We start from the raw sequence: 19,614 nt of genomic DNA on the forward strand, positions 1-19,614 counted from the left end.
TAATATTAAAAAAGCTTCCTTTTAATGGAAGCTTTTTTAATATTAAAAATTTTTAAAACTTGATTTTATCAAAAATATGAATATAAATAAAATTTATAAATTTTCAAAATTAATAATTACTATAATAAAAAATATAAATAGTATATATAAATTAAATAAGTTTAAAAAAAGAATTTTAGGAAAGAGTAGTTATTTACATACTAAAATAAAAAAAATAAAGTTTTTAAATAAAAAACGAAAAATTGTTTTTGGAAAATTAATAAATAGATCTATAAATGTAATAAAAAAAAATATTTTTTTAAAAGAAAAATATATAAAAAAAAAATTTGCAAAAAATTTTAAAAAAAAAAGATTCTTTGATATTTCATTACCAGGAAAAAAATCTTTAAAGGGATCTATTCATCCAATAAGTAAATCAATTAACGAAATAGAAAATTTTTTTTATAATATTGGCTTTGACATAATAAGTGGATACGAAATTGAAGATGAATATCACAATTTTACTGCTTTAAATATAACTAGAGATCATCCTTCTAGAAATTTACAGGATACTTTTTGGATAAATAAAAATATTTTATTAAGAACACAAACTTCAAACATGCAAATTCATGTAATGAAAAATAGAAATCTTCCAGTTAAAATTATTTCTATAGGAAAAGTCTATAGAAATGATAGTGATATTAAACATACACCTATGTTTCATCAGGTAGAAGGGTTAATAATAAATAAAAAAATAAATTTTTCAAATTTAAAATGGATAATAAAAAATTTTTTAAAAAATTTTTTTAATAATGATGTTTCTTTAAGATTTAGAAATTCATATTTTCCATTTACTGTTCCTTCAGCTGAAGTAGACATTAAAGAAAAAAATGGAAAATGGCTTGAAATATTAGGATGTGGTATGGTTCATCCTAATGTTTTAAAAAATATGAAAATTAATTGTAATAAGTATGTTGGATGTGCTTTTGGTATTGGTATAGAAAGATTGACAATGTTAAAATATGGAATATTAGATTTAAGAAATTTTTTTGAAAATAATTTAAGTTTTTTAAATAAATTCAAATAAAGGTATAATATGAAAATTAGTAGAAACTGGATAATGGAATGGATAAATTTTCCAATTAATTTTAATAAAATTTGCAAAAATTTGACAAAAATAGGAATAGAGATAGAAAAATATAATGAAATATGTATGAGTTATAATAATTTGATGGTTGGTAAAATAATTTTAAAAAAAAAAATTTCTTTAGATAAAAACAATTTTTTTATGTATTTTATAAAAATAAAAAATAATATTGTAGTAAAATCATTTTCTTTATTTAATTGTGAAATTAAAAAAAAATTTGTTGTTTCTACTTCTAAAAACGTATTTTCTCAAATAGTATATTCTTCTTTATTAAAATATCATCATTATAGTTCTGAATTTTTAATTTGCTCTCCTTTTTCTATTGGTATTTCTAATATAAAAAATGTTCCAATAAAATTACCTAGTTATTTTAATTTAAATGAAAATATTTCAAAAAAAATGAAAATTTTTGATTATGTAATTAAATTTAATATTCCTTATAATAGATTGAAAGAATTGAATTTGATTGGAATTTGTAGAGAAATATATGCTATAAATAATGTAAATTTTAATTGTTTAAAAAACAGTTTAACAAAAAAAAAATGTAATAAAGATTATATAGAAGTTTTAATAGAAAAAAAAATAAATAATTATTGTTATTTAGGAAGACAATTAATTAAATTAAATATAAATATTGACACTCCATTATGGATTTTAAAAAGATTAAAGATATCTAATATAGAAAGTACAAATTTAATAAACGATATTATAAATTATGTATATTTAGAAACTGGAGAATATTTTCATTTTTTTGAATTTAATGATTTAAATAAAAAAATTTTTATAAAAGTTTTAAAACATTCTACAGAAATTAATGTATTTAAGAAAAAATTTTTTTTAAAAAAAAATAGTATAGTATTATGTAATAAAAAAAAAATATTAATTTTTGGAAATAGTATTAATACTGAAAAGTATAATAATAATAAAAATAATATAAATATTTTTTTTGGATCTTTATTTTTAGGAAAAGAATTTTTTTTAAATATTAAAAAAGATAATTTTAAAAATAAAAAAATAGATCATTTTTGTAATAGTAATAATGTTGATTCTCAAATTTTTGCATTGAAATATATTACAAAAATAATTTTAATGATATGTGGAGGAATTTCTGAAAAAATAGTTAGTTTTAGAAATTTTAAAAAAAATGATAGAAAATATATTTTTTTATATTATAGAAATATAAATAAAATTACTGGATGTATTTTAGAAAATGAAGTAATAGAAAATATATTAAAAAAATTAAATTATAAATTTTTTAAATGTAAAGATATGTGGAAAGTTTTTGTTCCTAATTATAGAAATGATATATTAATTGAAGAAGATATTATATCTGATATAATAAGATTTTATGGCATTGATAACATACCTTATTTAATTCCAAATAATAAATATAATATTGTTTATAAAAGTTATAATAAAAATAATTTTATAAAAGAAATAAAATATTTTTTAATCTCTAAAGGTTATAATGAGGTTATAAATTATAGTTTTATAAATTTAAATATTCATAAAATTTTTTCTAATAAATCAAATTGTATAAATATAAAAAATCCAATTTCTAAAAATATGTCTATTATGAGATCTTCTTTATTTCCAGGTTTGTTAGAAAATTTTATATATAATATAAACAGACAAAATAATTTTATTAAAATTTTTGAATTTGGTTTTTGTTATTTTAAAGATAAAAAAAAGTATTTAGGAATTAGTCAAAAAATGTTTTTGTCTTGTTTAATTTATAAAAATTCTAATTATGAATTGTTTAATTCTATTAATAAAGAACTAGATTTTTATGATTTAAAAGGTGATTTAGAATATATTTTTGAAATTTTTAGATTAAATGATAATATAAAATATATAAGTAAGAATTTTATAGGTTTTGAAAACGAAATAAGTGCTGCTATATTTTTAGATAAAAAATGTATTGGAAAAATTGGAAAGTTAGATAAAAATGTTTTAAAAATGTTTAATTTTAGTAAAAATGTTGATTTATTTTTATTTGAAATTTGTATAGAAAATATTAATAATAAAGAAATTTCAAATATAGATAAAATATCAGAATATCCAAAAATAAATAGAGACATTTCTATTATAGTTTTAGATAATATAAAATCTTATGATATAATTAGTTTTTGCAAAAAAATATTTTTTAAAAATTTAATAGATATTTATATTTTTGATGTTTATACAGGTAAAAATGTTTCTATAAATAAAAAAAGTATTTCAATAAGATTAATATTTCAGAGTTTAAAAAAAACTTTAAAAGAAGTTAATATAGATAATTTTATAGAAAAAAAATTAAAAATTTTAAAAAAAAAGTTTAATGCCATTATAAGAAAAAAATAAATTATTTATTTTTTATAAAAATTTATATGTTGTTAATAAAATTAACAACATTTTTTGTTATATTTTTTTAAAAAATATATTTTAACTTTATTATTTTATTAAACTGTATTTTTATTTTTTTTAGAAGCAATATTCTATTATTTCTAATTTTTTTATTTTTGTCATTTATAAAAATTTTTTTAAACAATATATTAGTAATTTTACATATTATATCAATATAATAAAATATATGTTTATATTTTAATTTTTTTATCATGTTTTTTATATTTTTTTTAAATATTACGAGTATAAAATATAATTTTTTTTCTATATTATTATTAATAATTTTTTCTTTAATTTTACTGTTTTTAAAAATTTTTTTATTTTTAATTATATTACTTATTCTTTTATATGTATTTTTTAAATTTTCTATATTTTTGTAGTTTGATATTTCTAATGTATTTTTATATATTAATATTGGTATTGTTTTAAATGTATTTATTGAAGATATAATAAAACATTTTTTTAAATTGTATTTTTTAATTAGTAATGATAATATTTTTTTTTCAAAATATTTTATTATTTCTTTTTCTAAAATTTTATTTATTTTATTTTTTTTATATAAGTTTATAGAAATTTTTATTAATTTTATTAAATTAATGTTTATTTTTTTTTCTAACAAAATTCTTATTATTCCGTATGCGTTTTTTCTAATATAAAAAGGATCATTTTTACTATTTGGTTTTTCCCCAGAGATAAACAAACCTACTATAGTGTCTATTTTATCAGAAATTGAAATAATACATGAAATTTTGTATTTTGGTATTTTAGAATTATAAAATATAGGATAATATTGTTCTTTTATAGCATATGATATTTTTTTATTTTTTTTTTCTTGCATTGCATATTTCATTCCTATATATCCTTGCATTTCTGGAAATTCAAATACCATATTTGTTAATAGATCACATTTAGATAATAAAGATGCTTGTATAACATTTTTTTTATTTATTTTAATTTTTTTAGATATCCAACATGATATTTTTTTTATTCTGATAGTTTTTTCAAAAAATGTTCCTAATTTTTTATGAAATATATGTTTTTTTAATTTATCTAAATTATCTATTAATTTTTTTTTTGCATCTAAATGTAAAAAAAAAATTATATCTCTTAATTTTTCATTAATAATATTTTCATTATCTATTTTTATTCTATAAGAATATTTTTTAGATACATTAGATATTATTATAAAATAATTTGTTATATTATTTGATTTAGAATATATAATTAAACATTTTTGTGTAGTTTCTACAATATGTTTTATTAGTTTTGTATATATATTTAAAAATTTGTTATTAAACTTTCCTATATATATATTTGGCCATTCTATCATATAATTTATTTCTTCTAAAAAATTTTTGTTTAATATTAATTTTCCATCAATTTTTTTTATTTTTTTTTTAATTTCTTTTAACATTGTTCTTTTTCTTTCTAAAGAATCTACTATAACTTTACCTTCTTTTTTAATTTTTTCTTTATAATCAGATACGTTTTTTAAATATATTTTTTTATTATTTTTTATAAAAAAATTTCCTAATGTATAATTTTTTGATTTTATATTTAATATTTTCAAATTAATTTTTTTATTTTCTAAAATACATAATATATTTCTAATAGGTCTTATAAATTTTGTTTTTGTATCATTCCAATACATAACTTTTACTAAATTTAATTTTTTTATAGAATTAAATATTATTTCTTTTATGTCTTTAATTATTTTAATTAATATTTCTTTTTTGTTTTTTACTATTTTTTTTGTTTTAATATTTTCAATATATTTTTTTTTATATTTTAATTTATTTATTTTTATTGCTAATCTTCTAGATGTTGCATACCATATTATTTTATTATATTTTATAAATTTTTTTTTAAGTTCATTAATTATATTTTTATAAAAAGATTTAACAATTTTCATTATATTTTTAGGTGGTAATTCTTCAGTTATAATTTCTAATAAAAAGTCTTTTTTCAATTTTTTATTTCCTATTTTTATTTTTTTTTATAATCTATATTATTTTTTATGCAATATTTAATTGCAATTAATTTTGATATGTTTCTTATTTTACATATATAATTGTGTCTTTCTGTAATAGAAAAACATTTTCTAGATTCCAATAAATTAAATTGATGTATAGACATTAATAGATGTTCATAAGAAGGAAATATCAAAGGATTTTTTAACAAAACTAATCTTTTTGATTCTCTTATATTTTTTTTAAAAAAAATAAATATTTCTTTAATATTAGATCTTTTAAAATTATATAAACTTTGTTCTATTTCATTATATAAAAATATATCTTTATATTTTATTTTTTTATTTAATTTTTTACTCCATATTAATTCATATATATTGTTTTTGTTTTGTATATGCATAGCTATTCTTTCTAAACCATATGTTATTTCTACAGTAGATGGATTACATTCTAAATTTGCCATTTTTTGAAAATATGTAAATTGTGTAACTTCCATACCATTTATTCTTACTTCCCAACCCACTCCTGAAGCTCCTATTGTTTTATTTTCCCAATTGTCTTCTATAAATTTTATATCTTGCATTTTAGGATTTATTTGTAGTTCTTTTAATGATTTTATGTATTTTTTTTGTATATCTTTAGGAGGTGGATTTATTACAACTTGTATTTGATAATAATGTTGTAATCTACTATTACTTTTTCCATATCTGCTATCTGTTGGCCTTCTACATGCTTGTAAATATATTCTAGAAAACTTTTTTGATGATATAGAATTAAAGAAAGTTTCTTTATGAAATGTTCCAGCTCCAACAGGCATGTCTAACGATGGAACTATAGTGCATCCGTTTTTTTCCCAAAAGTTTTCTATAGTTTTTATTATTTTTTGCAAGCAAAAAAATTTTTTTTTTTTCATTTTTTTATTTTTTTTACATGTTTTTAAATATGTTAATATATTAATACTTTTTAATATATATTTTATTTTACATTTTTTAATAATTTTTTATGGTTAAGTATATTGGCGCACATTTTAGTAGTTTAAATGGTTTAGATTCAGTTTTTTTTGAAGCTAACAAAATAAATGCTAATGCAATATCATTTTTTGTTAAAAGTCCAAGAAAATGGTTTGATAAAGAAATAGACAATAATTTAATAAAAAATTTTAAATATAATATGAAAAAATATAATTTTACATATAATCAAATATTACCTCATGCTGGTTATTTAATAAATTTATGTAATCCAAATAAAAAAAAAAATTTTTTGTCAAAAAAATCTTTTTTATCAGAAATAATTATATGTAACAAATTAGGAATAAAATATATTAATGTACATCCTGGAAATTATATAGAAAAAAATAATATTAAAACATGTTTTAAAATAGCTGCTAATGTAATTAATGAAATATTTTGTGAAACAAAAAATATTTCTATAGTATTAGAAAATACTTCAGGTATGGGTACTAGTATAGGTTATAAATTTGAACATTTATATGAATTAATAAATTTGGTTAATGATACTTCTAGAATTGGAATTTGTATAGATACATGTCATTTATTTTCTTCTGGATATGATATAAGTAATATAGAAGGGATACAAAAAGTATTTTTTGAATTTGATAAATTAATAGGATTTAATTATTTAAAAGGAATTCACTTAAATGATTCTATTGGATCCTTGGGAAGTAAAATTGATAGACATGAAAATTTAGGTTTTGGAAAAATAGGAAATGATATTTTTTCTTTTATAATGGAAAATAAAAAATTTGATAATATTCCAATTATATTAGAAACTAAAAGAAAACATCTTTTTAAAGATGAAATATTTTTTTTAAAATCCTTTTTTTAATTTTTAGGTAAAAATATGAATACTGTTATTAAAGCATATTATAGAAATGATTTAGGTACAAAAAATAGTAAAAGATTGAGAAAATATAAAAAATATCCGTGTATTTTATATTCAGTTAAAAATAAATCTATACCGATTTATTTAAAATTGAGTCAAATGTTAAAATTAAAATTTATGGAAAATATTTATAAAAAAAATATTATAATTTCTTTGAATAAAGTTAATTATTTAGTAAAAATATTAGAAATTCAAAGACATGTGTTTAAAAATGAAATATTACATTTAGATTTTTTTTTATTAAAAATTTTATAAATTTTTTATTTAGTATTATTTTTTATATTTTGGATATAGATTGGCACGTATTAACAATTTTTTATATAAATTTGTATTTTACGTGTCATTAATATTTTTTTATTTTTTTTTAAAAATATTTTTTTATTTTTTTAATTATTTTGATTAAAATTAAGATATTAAATTAAAAAAAAATTATCTTAACTTTTATAAAATATAATTTATATTTTCATAATTTTATATTTATAAAATATTTTTGATAAATAAAAAAATATAAAGTAATTTTTTATAAAAAAAATAATTACTTGTAAATTTTTAATACTTATTATGAGAAATTTTTATGAATATATGTTTTAAAAAAAAAATTAAATTAAAAAAATCTCTTGGGCAAAATTTTTTAGTAGATATAAAAATAATTGAAAAAATTTTAAAATATGTCAGTCCTAAAATGCATGACAATTTTTTTGAAATAGGAGCTGGTTCTGGATGTTTAACAAAAATATTACATATCTATGTAAAAAATATGTTAGTAGTAGAAATTGATGATAATTTATATAAATTGTTAAAAAATTATTTTTTTAAAAAAAATGTTAACATTTTTAATGAAAATATATTGAAATTTAATTTTAAAAAAAAATTAAAAAATTATTTTCCTGTAAGAGTAATTGGCAATTTACCTTATAATATTTCTATTGAAATAATATTTTATTGTGTAAAATTTTTAAAAAAAATAAAAGATATTTATTTTATGATTCAATACGAAGTTGCAAAAAAAATATCAGCCAATGTTGGAAGTAAATTTTATGGAAAACTAAGTATATTTTTGCAGTATTATTTCAAAATAAAAATTCTTTTTAAAATTGGTCCTAGATCTTTTTATCCTGTTCCAAAAGTAAATTCATGTTTTGTAAAATTTGTTCCTACGAATAAATTTTTTGATAATAATCTTAATATAAAACATTTTAAATATATAGTTTCAACTGCATTTTCTAAAAGAAGAAAAATTTTAAAAAATAGTTTATCAGAAATATTTAATAAAAATATTTTTTTAAAACTGAACATTAATTCGTCATTAAGAGCTCAAAATATAACAATAATAGAATATTGCAAATTAACAAAATATTTTTCTAAAAATATTTTTAAAAATTTATATATTAATTAAGTTTTTATTGTTATAATAACAAATATGTTTTTTTAATTTTTTTATAAAAAAATGAGTACTTATATTGTTGGTGATATACATGGGTGTTTTAAACAATTAAAAAATTTATTAAAAAAGGTTTTATTTAATTTTAAAAAAGATACTTTATGGTTAACTGGAGATTTAGTAGCTAAAGGTCCTAATTCTATAGAAGTATTAAAATTTTTAAATAAAAATAAAAAATCTATAAAAATAGTTTTGGGAAATCATGATCTAAATTTAATAAGACTTTATTTTGAAAAAATTCTGTTTCCTAATAAATATAATATATTGGAAGATAATTATTACGATTTTAAAAATTTTAAATATATAATAGATTGGTTAAGAAAACAGCCAATTTTTAGAGTTAATTTAAAAAAAAAATTTATAATTTCTCATGCTGGAATTCCTCCACAATGGAGTATAGATTTGTCTAAATATTATTCTAATTTTATAGAAAGAATATTAAGTAGTGAAAATTATAAAAATATTTTTAACGTTTTAAATATGATGTTTATAAATTATTGCAAGTGGGAAAATTGTTCAGAAACTAAAGATAATATAAAATTTGCTATTAATGGTTTTACTAGAATGAGATATTGTGTAAAAAAAACTTATGATTTAGATTTAGAATATAAAGATTTTCCTCCTGAAAGTTATAAAAAAAATTTAATTCCATGGTTTTTGATTAAAAATAAAATACCAAAAAATTTTAGTATAATTTTTGGACATTGGTCATCTTTAAATGGAATAGGAGTACCAAAAAATTTTTATGCTATGGATACTGGTTGTTGTAAAGGAAATAAATTAACCATGTTAAGGTGGGAAGATAAAAAAAAATTTTATGAATCATTTTATTAATTTTATTTATTTTTTTTAATGTGTTTTTAAAACACAAAAGTTTTTTATAAAATTTTTTTAAATAAAAAATTTTTGTGTTTTTTATAAAATATATTTACATATTATTTTTTTTATGTATTTCTTGTAAAGAAATTATATTTTTATAAGGATTTTCTTTTAACGATAATATAGTTGCATTTGCTAATCTAATTGTAGTATCAAAATAAATATTATACTTTATTGCATTTTTTATTATTTTATAAAAGTTTTTTGTGTTATTTTTTTTAAATTTTTTAATACATATTATATAATCATATTTTTTTTTCTTTATATTATTTGTAATATTTTTTGTTTTTTTATATATTTTATTTTTAAAATATGTGTTTATATTTTCTTTTTTTAAAAAATTATTAATTTTTTTTGTAGTATGTATTGTAAAATTTAAATTTTTTAATTTTTTAGATATATTTAAAATTTCTTTTTTACAAAATTCTTTTGAATATATAAATACATTTTTAATTTTTTTTATATTAGTTTTTTGAGACATTAATATTTTAGAAAATGCTTCTGAAAAACTTTTTCCTATTCCCATTATTTCACCAGTAGATTTCATTTCAGGTCCTAAGATATAATTAGATTCATAAAATTTATTATATGGAAATATTGATTCTTTTATATAAAAATATTCTGGAATTATTTCATTAATTATTTTTTGTTTCTTTAAAGATATTCCACACATTACTTTAGTTGCTATTTTTACTAATGGTATTCCTATAGCTTTTGATATGAAGGGTATAGTTCTAGATGCTCTTGGATTTACTTCTAATATATATATTTTTTTATTTTTTATTGCAAATTGTATATTTATCATACCTTTTATTTTTAGATATATAGATATTTTTTTTACTTGTTTTTTTATTTTTTCTTTTATATTTTTATTTATTGTATAAGTTGGTAGTACACAAGCCGAATCTCCTGAATGTATTCCAGCTTTTTCTATATGTTCTAGTATTCCAGCTATAAAAACAGTTTTTTTATCACATATTGCATCTACATCTACTTCTATAGCATTTTTTAAATAATGATCTAATAAAACTGATTTATTATTTTTTTTATAAAATTTTTTAAAATATTTTTTAAGTTCTATATCATTATGTACTATTTTCATGTTTTTGCCTCCTATTACATATGAAGGTCTTATTATAATAGGGTATTTTATTTTTTTAGATTTTATTAATGCTTCTTTAAAAGTTTTAACTATAGAATTTTTTGGTTGTCTTAAATTTAGTTTTTTTATTATTTTTTTAAAATCTTTTCTATTTTCTGTTTTTTTTATACTTTTTATACTTGTTCCAAGAATTTTTATTTTTTCTTTATGTAATTTATTAGCTAATTTTAATGGTGTTTGACCTCCATATTGTATTAATATTCCTAAAGGTTTTTCTATTCTTGTAATGTTTAATATATGTTCTATAGTTATTGGCTCGAAATACAATTTGTCAGAAATATTATAATCAGTTGAAACAGTTTCTGGATTACAATTTACCATAATACTTTCAAAGTTTATTTCTTTTAATGCGATAGATGCATGAACGCAACAATAATCAAATTCTATTCCTTGACCGATTCTATTGGGTCCACTTCCTATTATTAAAACTTTGTTACTTTTTTTAGTTGGTTTAGATTCACATTCATCTTCCCAAGTAGAATACATATATGTAGTTTTTGCTGGAAATTCTGCTGAGCACATGTCTATTCTTTTATATACAGGATGTATATTGTGTTTGTTTCTTATTTTTCTAATATTTTTTTCTTTTGTATTAATTAAATTTGATATTACATAATCTGAAAATCCATTTTTTTTTATTTTTCTTAAAAATTTTGAAGTTATTTTATTTTTTTTTACATTTTTAATAGTTTTTTCTAATTTTACTATTTCTAAAATTTGTTGTAAAAACCACTTATCAATATTAGTTAACTTAAAAATTTTTTCTAAACTTAATCCTAATCTAATTGCTTCAGCTATATATAAAATTCTATTAGATCCAGGTACTTTTAGTTCATATTCTATTTTTCTTTTATTATTTTTTATATTTTTTTTTAAAAAAACATTATTTTTATCTTCTAAACTAGATAGTCCTTTTTGTAAAGATTCTTTAAATGTTCTACCTATTGACATTATTTCACCAACAGATTTCATTTGTGTTGTAAGTCTATCGTTACAATTTTTAAACTTTTCAAAATTAAATTTTGGTATTTTAGTAACTATATAGTCTATAGAAGGTTCAAAAGATGATGATATATTATTTTTAGTAATATCATTTTTTAATTCATCTAAAGTATATCCTACAGATAATTTTGTAACTATTTTTGCTATCGGATAACCTGTTGCTTTAGATGCTAAAGCTGAAGATCTTGACACTCTAGGATTTACTTCTATTACTACTATTTTCCCATTTTTTGGATTTAGAGCAAATTGTACATTACATCCTCCAGTTTTTATTCCTATTTTTTTTAATATTTTAATTGATGAATTTCTCATATATTGATATTCTTTATCAGTTAAAGTTTGTGCTGGAGCTATCGTAATAGAATCTCCTGTGTGTATTCCCATAGGATCTAAATTTTCTATAGAACATATTATTATGCAATTTTTATTAGAATCTTTTATTATTTCTATCTCAAATTCTTTCCATCCTATTAAAGATTGGTCTATTTGTAATTGACATATAGGAGAAGATTCTAATCCTATTTTGCATATTTTTCTAAATTCTTTTTTATTTTTCGCTATACCACTTCCACTACCACCCATTGTAAAAGATGGTCTTATTATACAAGGAAGTCCTATACTTTTTAAAATTTTTTTTGCTTCAAACATATTATTAGCTATTTTAGATTTAGCTGTATGTAAATCTATTTCTTTCATAGATTTTTTAAAAAGTTTTCTATTTTCTGATTTATTTATAGCATCTATGGATACTCCTATAATTTTTACTTTATATTTATCTAATATTTTTTTTTTGTTTAATTTTACAACACAATTTATAGCAGTTTGACCGCCCATAGTAGGAAGTATTGCATTTGGTTTTTCTTTTTTTATTATTTTTTTTACTATTTTCCAATGTATAGGTTCAATATATGTTATATCTGCTATATTAGGATCAGTCATAATAGTTGCAGGATTAGAATTTATTAATATTACTTTAAATCCTTCTTCTTTTAATGCTTTACAAGATTGAGTTCCTGAATAATCAAATTCACAAGCTTGTCCTATTATAATCGGACCTGATCCTATTATAAGAATAGTTTTTATATCTTTTCTTTTAGGCATTTTTTTTCTCTATTTTTTTTATATTTTTTCATAATTTTTAAAAAATTTTTTAATATTTTTTTTGCATCATGTGGACCTGGGCTGCCTTCAGGATGTCCTTGAAAACTTATTGCATTCCTTTTTTTTATAGATATTCCTTGTATAGTATTATCTAGTAATGAAACATGTGTTATTTCTATGTTTTTTTTATTTTTTTTATTTAAAACTGAGAAATTGTGATTTTGTGATGTTATTAATATTTTGTTAGTTTTTATTTCTTTAACAGGATGATTGGAACCATGATGTCCAAATTTCATTTTTTTTATTTTTAAACCTACAGATAAAGATAATAATTGATGTCCTAAACATATTCCTAATATTGGTATTTTAGTTTTTAATAAAATTTTTTTTACTATTTTTATTTCTTCTTTATATTCTATAGGATTTCCAGGTCCATTAGATAAAAGTATACCATCTGGTTTATATTTTAAAATTTTTTTTATTTTAGTATTTGATGGTACTACTATTATTTTACAATTGTAATTTAAAAAAATGTTTAAAATACTAAATTTTACTCCATAGTCGTACACTACTAAATTTAATTTTTCTTTATTTTTTTTTATATTAAAGTAATTTGAAAATTTTGATTTTTTAAATATATATATTTTTTTTGTAGATATTTTTTTATTTTTTTTTAATTTTATTTTGGACTTAAAATCTAAAATTTTTTTTTTTGCTATTTTATAATTTTCTTTTTTATCTTCAAAAATGCATCCTATTTTTGTTCCAGAATTTCTTAATATTTTTGTTAATTTTCTAGTATCTATATCATATATAGAAATTATTTTTTTTTCTAATAAAAAATTTTTAAATTTTTTTTTATATTTATAATGATTAGGATTATTATATATATCTTTTAATATTAAACCTTTTAAATATATAGATTTGGATTCATTGTCTTCATAATTTATTCCTGTATTTCCTATATGAGGAGAAGTTAACAATACTATTTGATTAAAGTATGATGGATCTGTAATTATTTCTTGATATCCTGTTACTGAAGTATTAAAAATTATTTCACCTACAGAAAATTTTTTGTATCCAGCTATTTTTCCTTTAAAAAATTTATTATTTTCTAAAAGTAATACTGCTTTTTCATGTTTTTTTTCCATAATATATTTTTTTTTATTATTTGTTAATTATGTTTTTCATACTAAACAATCCAGATTTTTTTTTAAAACACCATATTGCAGATTGTATAGCTCCTATTGCAAAAATAGATCTATTTTTTGCTTTGTGTTTTATTTCTAAAATTTCATTTTTGTCTGAAAAAATAATAGAATGATTACCTATAATATTTCCTATTCTTTTTGAAACAAAAGTTATATTTTTATTTTTTAATATTTCTTTTTTACAATTTTTTTTTCCAAGACTTTTATTTATTATTTTTGCAAATTCTATTGATGTGCCAGAAGGAGAATCTTTTTTATTTTTATGATGTTTTTCTTTTATTTTTATTTTTTTATTTTTTAACTTTTTTATTATTTTTTTTAGAATAAAATATATTAAATTGATTCCGTTACTAAAATTTGAAGATTTTACTATACATATTTTTTTAGAAGATAATTTTATAAATTTTTCTTCTTTATCATTGAATCCAGTAGTTCCAATTATTATATTTTTATTATTTTTTACACAATATTTTATATTTTCTATAGTATTTTTTTTTTCAGAAAAATCTATTAATATATCAAAATTATTTTCTTGATTTTTTAAAGATGTGTAATTTTTAATTTTATAATTTTTATTTTTATATTTTATATTTTTTATTTTTTCTTTTGTTATTAAAATGGATAAAATTATATTTTTTATTTTAAAAATTTCTTTTATAATAATTTTACCCATTCTTCCATTTGCTCCTGAAATTGCAATTCTTATCTTTTTATTTTTCATATTTTAAACATTTTATAAAGTATAAATATTTAATATGTTAATTTATTTTTTTTATAAAATATAGTTAAAATTAAATATTTTTATCATATATATTATATTTTAATTGTTTAAAAAAGAATTTTTTTATTTTATAAAAAATTTCTTTTTTCTCCTATTTTTGTAATATTTTTTATACATCTATTACATAAATTTTTATATTTTAATTCTATTTTTTTATTTTTTTTGAAAAAGTTCCAACATCTTTCACATTTTTTTCCTTTATACTTTTTAACATATATTTTAATTATTTCTTTAGACTTATTTTTTTTTATATTTTTTATTTTTACTTTAGATACTATGAACATAAATTTTATTTCTTTTTTTAATATTTCAATTTTTTTTTTAATATTTTTATTAACATATATTTTTATATATGATTCTAAAGAACTTTTTATAATTTTTTTTCTTATTGATTTTTCTATTTCATAATTAACTTTATTTTTTATTAATATTAAATTTTTCCAATCTGATAAATTTAAAATTTCATTTTTTGAAAAATTTTTTAATTTGTTAAACCAATTTTGTGTAAATATATAACTTTTGTTTTTTTTTTCAATAAATTTCCATATTTCGTATGCTGTAAAAGGTAAAATAGGATAAATCCATAATACCATTGCATTTAAAATTTTATATAAAGTTGTCTGACAACTTTTTCTTTCTAAGCTTTCTTTAGGAAGAGTATATAATCTATCTTTTATTATATCTAAATAAAATGATCCTAGTTCTAAATTACAAAATTTTGTAATGATGTTTATTATTTTATGAAATTTATATTTTTTATAAAAATTTATTATTTTTTTTTGTATTATTTTAGTTTTTCCTATTATCCATTTATCTATTAATATAAGTTTTTTATATTTTATGGTTTCTAAATTTTCTTTAAAATCATATAAATTAGATAATATAAATCTAATAGTATTTCTAATTTTTCTATATACATCTACAGAATTTCTTATAACATTTTTTGATATTATTATTTCTTTTAAATAATCAGTAGAAGAAACCCATAGTCTTAAAATGTCAGCTCCAAATTCTTTTATTATTTCGCTAGGTTTAATAATGTTTCCTTCTGATTTTGACATTTTTTTTCCATTTTTATCTACTACAAATCCATGAGCTATTACATGTTTATATGGAGACATTTTTTTTGTAATCATTGAAATTATTATAGAAGACATAAACCATCCTCTATATTGATCTGATCCTTCTATATATAGATCTGCTTTTAGTTCTTTTTTAAAACTATGATATACAGAATTTACATCTATAGATCCAGAATCAAACCATACATCTAATACATCTTTACTTTTTAAATATTTTTTTTCTTTTTTAAATAAAAATTTTTTTTTATCTATTTTTTCCCAGTATTCATTTCCTAATTTAAATAAATTTTTTTTAATTTTTTCAATAAAATTTTTTGTATTATGATGCATTTTATTAGTTTTTTTTTCTACAAATATAGTTATAGGAACTCCCCAATATCTTTGTCTAGAAATACACCAGTCTGGTCTGCTTTTTAACATATTTATCATTTTATTTTTACCCCATTCTGGGTTCCATTTTACTTTTTGTATTTCTTCTATAACTTTTTTTTTAAAATTATTCTTATTTAGATTTATAAACCATTGAGGTCTTGATATAAAAATGGTTGGATAATTATGTCTCCAGCAAAATGGATATTTATGTAAAATATTTTTTTGATATATTATTTTATTATTTTTTTTTAATATTTTTATAATAATTTTATCAGTGTTAAAAATAAATTTTTTATTTAATAATTTATGTATATTTTTTTTATAAAAACCTTTTTTTGTTATTAAATTTAATGGTTGTATATTGTATTTTTTTCCAACTTCAAAATCTTCTTGACCATGATCTGGTGATATATGAACTAAACCAGTACCAATTTTTAAATTTACATGATTTGATAAAATTATAGGTACATTTTTTTTTATAAATGGATGATAACATTTTATAAATTCTATTCTTTTTCCTAATTTTTTTCCTAATATTTTATATTTTTTTATTTTAAATTCTTTTAAAACTGTTTTTGCAATTTTTTCTGCTATAATTATGTTAAATTTTTTTGTTTCTATGAAGCTATAATATATATTAGAATTTATAGATATTGCTTGATTTGAAGGAAGACTCCATGGGGTTGTTGTCCAAATTGGAGCATAAATATGTTTCTTATTTTTATTTATTTTAAAAATTTTTTTTAATTTTTTTTTTTCTTTTATTTTAAATAAAACAAAGATCGTATTACATTTTTTTTTTTTATATTTTAATTCTGCTTCTGCTAATGATGATTTACATTTTATACACCAATGTATAGGTTTATAAGCAGAATATATATATTTTTTATTAATTATTTTTTTTAATTTATTTATTACATTTTTCTGATTTTTTAAATCCATAGTTATATATGAATTTTCCCAGTTTGCAAATACACCTAATCTTATAAATTCTTTTTTTTGTTTTGATATTTGTTTTAGAACATATTTTTTACAATGTTTTTTAAAACTTTTTTTATCTGTTTTTTTCTTATTTTTTTTAATTTTTTCTTCAATTTTTTGTTCTATAGGCAATCCATGACAATCCCAAGAAGGTGTGTATAATGCATTTAAATTAGACAAATTTTTAGATTTTATTATTATATCTTTTATTATTTTATTTAATGCATGACCAATATGTATATTTCCATTAGCATATGGAGGTCCATCTTGTAATATAAATTTTTTTTTATTTATATTATTTTTTTCTATTATTTTTTGTATATTTAATTTATTCCATTCTTTTAAAATTTCTGGTTCTTTATTTATTAAATTAGCTTTCATAGAAAACTTTGTTTTTGGTAAGTTTAATGTTTTTTTATAATTTTTCATTTTATTATTATTTTTTTTATTTTTAATAATTTTTAATTTAATAATTTTTATAATAATATATTTTTAAAAAAATATTATTATAAAAATAATTTTTATATTAAATATATTTATTATAATATTAATTGTTTTTATTATTTTATATTATAATAAAATAACTTTAAAATTATATAATATTATAATTTTAATTTTTTTACTGTATATTAAATTTATGAATTATATTTTTTTTTATAACATTTTAATGTTGTTAACAAAATTTTTAAAAAAAAATTATTATGGCAAATATAAAATCTTCTAAAAAAGATAAAATAAAATCTATTAATAAAAAAATTAGTAATAACAGTAAAAAATCTAGGATAAAAACTTTTTTTAAAAAAGTAAAAAAAAATGCAGAAATTAAAAATATAAAAAAATGTTTGTTTTATTTTAAGATTTTTCAATCTATTGTAGATAAATATTCTGTAAAAAAAATAATACACAAAAATAAAGCTTCTAGATATAAGAGTAATTTAATTAAAATTATAAAAAATATTTCTAACATTAAAAATTAATTAATTTTAAAATTTTTAGGGGGCATTTTAAACTGCCTCCTTATTTTTTAACTAAGGAAGCAATATTTTATATTTTATATTTTCTTAAGTTTTCAAAAAATTTTTTTACTCTATAAAAAAATCTTTCATATTTAGGACTATTTTTATTTCCATTTTGTTTATTTAAACTTTTTCCTAATTTATAAATTATTTTTTTTTGTTTTTCATTTAAATTTACTGGAATTTCCACAATTATTTTACATATGAGATCTCCACAATATATACTATTTATTGTTTTTACTCCTTTTCCTCTTATTCTAAACAACTCTCCATATTGAGTCTCTTTAGGAATTTTTAATTTTACTTTTCCATTTAAAGTAGGAACCTCTACTATTCCTCCAATAGCAGCTACAGAAAAGTTTATAGGTATTTTACAATATAAATTTGATTTTTTTCTTTTAAAAATTGGATGTTTTTTTATTTTTATTTTTACATATAAATCTCCATTATCAGAATTATTTTTACCAGCTTCTCCTTCTTTATTAAGTCTAATTTTATCTCCAGTATCTATTCCTGGTGGAATTTTTACAGATAATGTTTTTATAGTATTTAATCTTCCTTCTCCATTGCATTTATAACATGGATTTTTTATATATTTTCCTTTACCATTACAAGTATAACAAGTTTGTTGAATAGTAAAAAATCCTTTTCTTATATGTATTTGACCATTACCATTACATGTATGACATACATTATTGTATAAATTTTTTCTATTTCCTGTACCATTACAAAAATTACATTTTTTTAATGTAGGTATTTTTATTTTTTTTTCTATTCCATTTACCACGTCTTCTAAATTTATATTTAAATTATATTGTAAATCTGATCCTCTTTCAGATTTATGCCTTTTTTCATCTCCAAATATGTCTCCAAAAACTTCTCCAAATATATCTCCAAAATCGTTTGTATTAGTAAAATTTCCGTTGTAATTATTATTATAATTTGATTGATCGAAAGCTTGATGTCCATATTTATCATATGCTGATCTTTTTTCTTTGTTTGATAATATTTCATAAGCTTGTTTTATTTCTTTAAATTTTTCTTCAAAATTTTTATTTCCTTGATTTCTATCAGGATGATATTTTATTGCTAATCTTTTATATGCTTTTTTTATTTCTAAATCTGTTGCTGATTGTGATATTCCTAAAATTTTATAATAATCTTTTTTAGACACTCTTCTTTTTCCTAAATTTTAATATATAA

The 19,614-nt window shown here is 17.2% G+C and carries 14 protein-coding genes; 7 read left to right on the top strand and 7 right to left on the bottom strand.

Annotated features, from left to right (window positions below; translation table 11 throughout):
• Positions 1 to 76 precede the first annotated feature (76 nt).
• Positions 77 to 1,066, top strand: a complete 990-nt coding sequence (gene pheS / locus RJT18_RS00490) for a phenylalanine--tRNA ligase subunit alpha (protein WP_343154867.1) — start codon at positions 77 to 79, stop codon at positions 1,064 to 1,066.
• Positions 1,067 to 1,075: 9 nt separating this feature from the next.
• Positions 1,076 to 3,469, top strand: coding sequence for a phenylalanine--tRNA ligase subunit beta (gene pheT / locus RJT18_RS00495; RefSeq protein WP_343154868.1), 2,394 nt, complete (start codon positions 1,076 to 1,078; stop codon positions 3,467 to 3,469).
• Positions 3,470 to 3,536: 67 nt separating this feature from the next.
• Here the strand turns inward: pheT and glyS are convergent, their stop codons facing one another.
• Positions 3,537 to 5,480 (bottom strand): glycine--tRNA ligase subunit beta, encoded by a 1,944-nt coding sequence (glyS, locus tag RJT18_RS00500; protein ID WP_343154869.1) that lies wholly within the window; start codon positions 5,478 to 5,480, stop codon positions 3,537 to 3,539.
• A gap of 17 nt (positions 5,481 to 5,497) precedes the next feature.
• Positions 5,498 to 6,394 (bottom strand): glycine--tRNA ligase subunit alpha, encoded by an 897-nt coding sequence (locus tag RJT18_RS00505; protein ID WP_343154870.1) that lies wholly within the window; start codon positions 6,392 to 6,394, stop codon positions 5,498 to 5,500.
• 89 nt (positions 6,395 to 6,483) lie between these two features.
• On the opposite strand from RJT18_RS00505, the gene nfo reads away from it, so the two are divergent.
• The 4 genes from nfo to RJT18_RS00525 all read left to right on the top strand — a co-directional run bounded on the left by nfo (position 6,484) and on the right by RJT18_RS00525 (position 9,658).
• Positions 6,484 to 7,326, top strand: a complete 843-nt coding sequence (gene nfo, locus RJT18_RS00510) for a deoxyribonuclease IV (RefSeq protein WP_343154871.1) — start codon at positions 6,484 to 6,486, stop codon at positions 7,324 to 7,326.
• 15 nt (positions 7,327 to 7,341) lie between these two features.
• Positions 7,342 to 7,638 carry a 50S ribosomal protein L25 gene (rplY, locus tag RJT18_RS00515; RefSeq protein WP_343154872.1) on the top strand — a complete coding sequence of 99 codons (297 nt, stop codon included), beginning with the start codon at positions 7,342 to 7,344 and terminating at the stop codon, positions 7,636 to 7,638.
• A gap of 319 nt (positions 7,639 to 7,957) precedes the next feature.
• Positions 7,958 to 8,779, top strand: coding sequence for a 16S rRNA (adenine(1518)-N(6)/adenine(1519)-N(6))-dimethyltransferase RsmA (gene rsmA / locus RJT18_RS00520; RefSeq protein WP_343154873.1), 822 nt, complete (start codon positions 7,958 to 7,960; stop codon positions 8,777 to 8,779).
• Between the two features lie 51 nt (positions 8,780 to 8,830).
• Positions 8,831 to 9,658, top strand: coding sequence for a symmetrical bis(5'-nucleosyl)-tetraphosphatase (locus tag RJT18_RS00525; protein ID WP_343154874.1), 828 nt, complete (start codon positions 8,831 to 8,833; stop codon positions 9,656 to 9,658).
• 94 nt (positions 9,659 to 9,752) lie between these two features.
• Here RJT18_RS00525 and carB read toward each other — a convergent pair whose 3' ends face one another.
• From carB to ileS, 4 genes are all read right to left on the bottom strand, one after another.
• Positions 9,753 to 12,968 carry a carbamoyl-phosphate synthase large subunit gene (carB, locus tag RJT18_RS00530; protein WP_343154875.1) on the bottom strand — a complete coding sequence of 1,072 codons (3,216 nt, stop codon included), beginning with the start codon at positions 12,966 to 12,968 and terminating at the stop codon, positions 9,753 to 9,755.
• Positions 12,947 to 14,119, bottom strand: a complete 1,173-nt coding sequence (gene carA, locus RJT18_RS00535) for a glutamine-hydrolyzing carbamoyl-phosphate synthase small subunit (protein WP_343154876.1) — start codon at positions 14,117 to 14,119, stop codon at positions 12,947 to 12,949. The genes carB and carA overlap by 22 nt, the downstream gene beginning before the upstream one ends.
• Positions 14,120 to 14,135: 16 nt before the next feature.
• Complete coding sequence (dapB, locus tag RJT18_RS00540; RefSeq protein WP_343154877.1) at positions 14,136 to 14,900, bottom strand: 4-hydroxy-tetrahydrodipicolinate reductase; 765 nt, start codon at positions 14,898 to 14,900, stop codon at positions 14,136 to 14,138.
• A 128-nt stretch (positions 14,901 to 15,028) separates the two neighbouring features.
• Positions 15,029 to 17,824, bottom strand: a complete 2,796-nt coding sequence (gene ileS, locus RJT18_RS00545; protein WP_343154878.1) for an isoleucine--tRNA ligase — start codon at positions 17,822 to 17,824, stop codon at positions 15,029 to 15,031.
• Between the two features lie 272 nt (positions 17,825 to 18,096).
• Here ileS and rpsT point away from each other — a divergent pair, with 272 nt between their 5' ends.
• Entirely contained in the window at positions 18,097 to 18,372 is a 276-nt protein-coding gene (gene rpsT, locus RJT18_RS00550; RefSeq protein WP_343154879.1) for a 30S ribosomal protein S20, read from the top strand.
• Between the two features lie 67 nt (positions 18,373 to 18,439).
• Here rpsT and dnaJ read toward each other — a convergent pair whose 3' ends face one another.
• The gene (gene dnaJ, locus RJT18_RS00555; RefSeq protein ID WP_343154880.1) at positions 18,440 to 19,585 is read right to left on the bottom strand and encodes a molecular chaperone DnaJ; all 1,146 of its coding nucleotides are present in this window, start codon (positions 19,583 to 19,585) and stop codon (positions 18,440 to 18,442) included.
• Positions 19,586 to 19,614: the final 29 nt, after the last annotated feature.

The sequence above is a fragment of the Buchnera aphidicola (Pseudoregma panicola) genome (assembly GCF_039376655.1).
GTDB lineage: Bacteria > Pseudomonadota > Gammaproteobacteria > Enterobacterales > Enterobacteriaceae > Buchnera_G > Buchnera_G aphidicola_C.